This window comes from Stenotrophomonas sp. B1-1 (assembly GCF_010894375.1).
Taxonomy (GTDB): domain Bacteria; phylum Pseudomonadota; class Gammaproteobacteria; order Xanthomonadales; family Xanthomonadaceae; genus Stenotrophomonas.
On record NZ_JAAIUZ010000047.1, the window covers coordinates 1 to 2715 of the forward strand.

The window sequence follows — 2715 nt, forward strand, 5'->3', positions numbered from 1 at the left end:
GTGCCCTTGCTGCGCTGGATCGGGATGGCGCTGGCAATGCGCTGGCGCTTGATACGCTCGGGCCAGGCGCTATCCCAGCTGTCCAGGGACATCTCCCAGGCCAGCCACGGCAGGAAGGCGGTCGGACAGCGCATCGGATCCTTGAGCAGGCCATGGGTCATGGGCACTTGCATCAGGCAGGCATCGGCCGCTTCGCCGGCACGCTCCAGTGCGGTGGCATTGGGCGGCAGCAGGGTGGGAGAGGGTACATGGCCGATGATCCCGTCCCAGCTCAGCCGGGCACCGGCAGGCAAGGGCTGATCCAGCACGATCGTCCAAGGCGCCTGAAGCCGGTAATCGACCACGGTGACCGGTGTGGCCAAGGTGGGGATGTAGCCGGTGGCCTGTGGGCTGTACTCCAGCTGCACGCCCCATACGCGCAATGCGTGTTCCTCGCCCCCCGGCACAACGCTCGTGCTGGTGTACGGGTATACCGGGCTCGTTGCGTCGTCCAGATCCCATAGGTAAGGGGCGGTGATGTCCAAGCCGGAGACCCCATCACCCGGGTATTGATCACTGTCGGGGCGTGCGTGCAGATAGAGCGCCAGCATCAGCAGCCCATCGGCCACCCCGGTTACATCCACCTCGATCAACCGGCCGCCGTCGCCGCTGGGCACGATGCGCAGCGCGCTCACATTGGGGGTATCCATCGGTCCGACCACAACGCCCTCGGCCAGGTCGACGACGAGGCGGTTGGGGCGCGCCACGGCGCCGTCGGTGCTCTGCAACTGCAACCCCAGGTAGCGCTTGCTGCCGCTGCGCTCGCAAGCGGCCAGGCGGAGCCGGTAGCGATGCCCGGCGCGCACGATATGTCGCAGGTACGCGTAATGGTGCTGATTGGTGGAAACGGCGGTTTCGATCAGGCTGTCGTAGTTCACCCCGGCGATCGGCGATGGATCCGAGACGATGGCGGTGGTATTGATCCGGCTCCAGGGACCGGCCAGGCTACCCTCGCAGGAGGGGTATACCGTGAGCTCTCGGGCCTGCGGACTCAGGTTGGGCACGTTCTCACACCGCAGGCGCACCCACCCATCTTCGAGCGGGTCGGCGGCCACCGTAACGCCTGCTGGCGCTTGCACGCAGGTGAAGCGTGCGTCGGCAAAGCGGTACTCCACCTGCACGCCGCCGGCGGGGCTGGACAAGGTCAGCACCGCCCGGGATGCGCCGTCGCTGCGGACATAGGCCGAGACGGCTGCCCCTTGCGACAGTGCCGGGACGGTGATCGACTGACGCACGTAATGCGACCTGGGAGTAGTGCCGGTCGGGATCAGGCGTACAGCGGTGGCACTGCCGTCCGGTGCTGGAAGCTCGGTCAGTAATTGGCAGTTGCTGCGCTTCCACGGTGATCGGTCCGGCTGCTGCGAGTAGACGAGCTGGTTGCTGCGCGATCGATTGGACAGGCCTACAGTGCCCCGCCAATCACTGAGATAGACCGCCTGCAACTGACGGATGTCTGGCCAGGCATAGCCGGCAATGCTCAGCCGATAGCGCGAGGCGGCACCGTCACCCAACGCAAACGGCATGGCGCGCACCGGGCGGGCAACGGCCTCAGTCATCGCCCACCCCACCATTGGTGAGGGTGATGCCCGCGCAGTGGCTGGCCTGGGTGGCCGTCACGGCGATATCGGTCAGGGGGGAATGCAGCTCGACGCGCTGCACGCCCTCCACATGCAAGGCTGCAAACAGGCCCGACCGGGTCACATCCCGACCGATGCGGTGGGAGTCATCCACGTAGGCCTGCAGGCGTCGGCGGGCCTCGCCGAGCACCACCTGCGCATCGGGGCCGGCGAAGGTATACACGCTGGCGTCGATGGCAAAGGCCACCACCTCAACGGACTGCACGATGACGTGGTCGGTGAGCGGGCGTACCGAGTCGGCCGAAAGCGCCGCATCCACGGCAGTGATGAGCTCGCTGGAGGCACTACCATCGCCCTCGCGCGAGAGGATCGACACACGCACCACGCCCGGCGCATCGCTGATCGCGCTGGCATCGAGCACGCGCGGATCGGCGCCCAGGGCATGGAAGATGTAGGCGCCTTCCGGGCCGGCGACCGAAAGGCCCTCCGGGGCCAGCTGGATGCGGCGGCGGAAAGCTGCATCGTCTTCGTACACGGCCGGCGCACCGGTGACCGGATCGGCCGGTGTTAGCAGCTGTCGGGTGACGCCAAAGGGCGCGGCCAGGTGATCCAGGTCGCCGTGCTGGGCATAGGCCAGCAGTAGCCCCTTGGCGCGCTGGTTGAACTGCTCGCGCAGGATTAGCTCGCGATAGGCGCTGGCCTGGAGCAGCTTATAGAGCGGCTCAGACTCGAGCAGCAGGACGTTAGGCAGGTAGAGGTGGAGCTCGGCCACGCGCTGGGCGAGCAACTGCTCAAAGGAGAGCTGCTCGAACACATCCGGTACAGGCAGCTTGGACAGATCAACAGCGGTGAACGTGGACATGAGGGGGCGAAGGACTGCAGTAGCTACTACAGTCGCTTCGCGTACTCAGTATGTCAGCGCGGACGTTCTGTAAACGTCCGTACTACAGCCTCGTCAATGTAGTCAGGCGGGCGCTCCGGTGCCGAGCGGATCCGGGTCTACTGGGGGCACTCTATGATTACCTTCAATCTCAGAGAGCTTGCGCTCCCCTTCATCTAAGATATCGATCAAGCGGCAAAGCGCCAAACTCTCTGTGTC

2 protein-coding genes are annotated in these 2715 nt (G+C 65.8%); both read right to left on the minus strand.

Annotated features, from left to right (window positions below; all coding sequences use genetic code 11):
- Positions 1 to 257, minus strand: a 257-nt coding sequence (locus G4G00_RS22060; RefSeq protein ID WP_240336208.1) for a phage tail protein I, incomplete at its 3' end; no start/stop codon positions are given.
- 1330 nt (positions 258 to 1587) lie between these two features.
- On the minus strand, positions 1588 to 2478 hold the full coding sequence (locus G4G00_RS21635; RefSeq protein ID WP_164276596.1) for a baseplate J/gp47 family protein: 891 nt from the start codon (positions 2476 to 2478) through the stop codon (positions 1588 to 1590).
- Positions 2479 to 2715 lie beyond the last annotated feature (237 nt).

What these genes read in the sequence shown, in the direction of transcription:
- G4G00_RS21635 (WP_164276596.1), bottom strand. Translation starts at nt 2,478, where the DNA reads ATGTCCACGTTCACCGCTGTTGATCTGTCCAAGCTGCCTGTACCGGAT.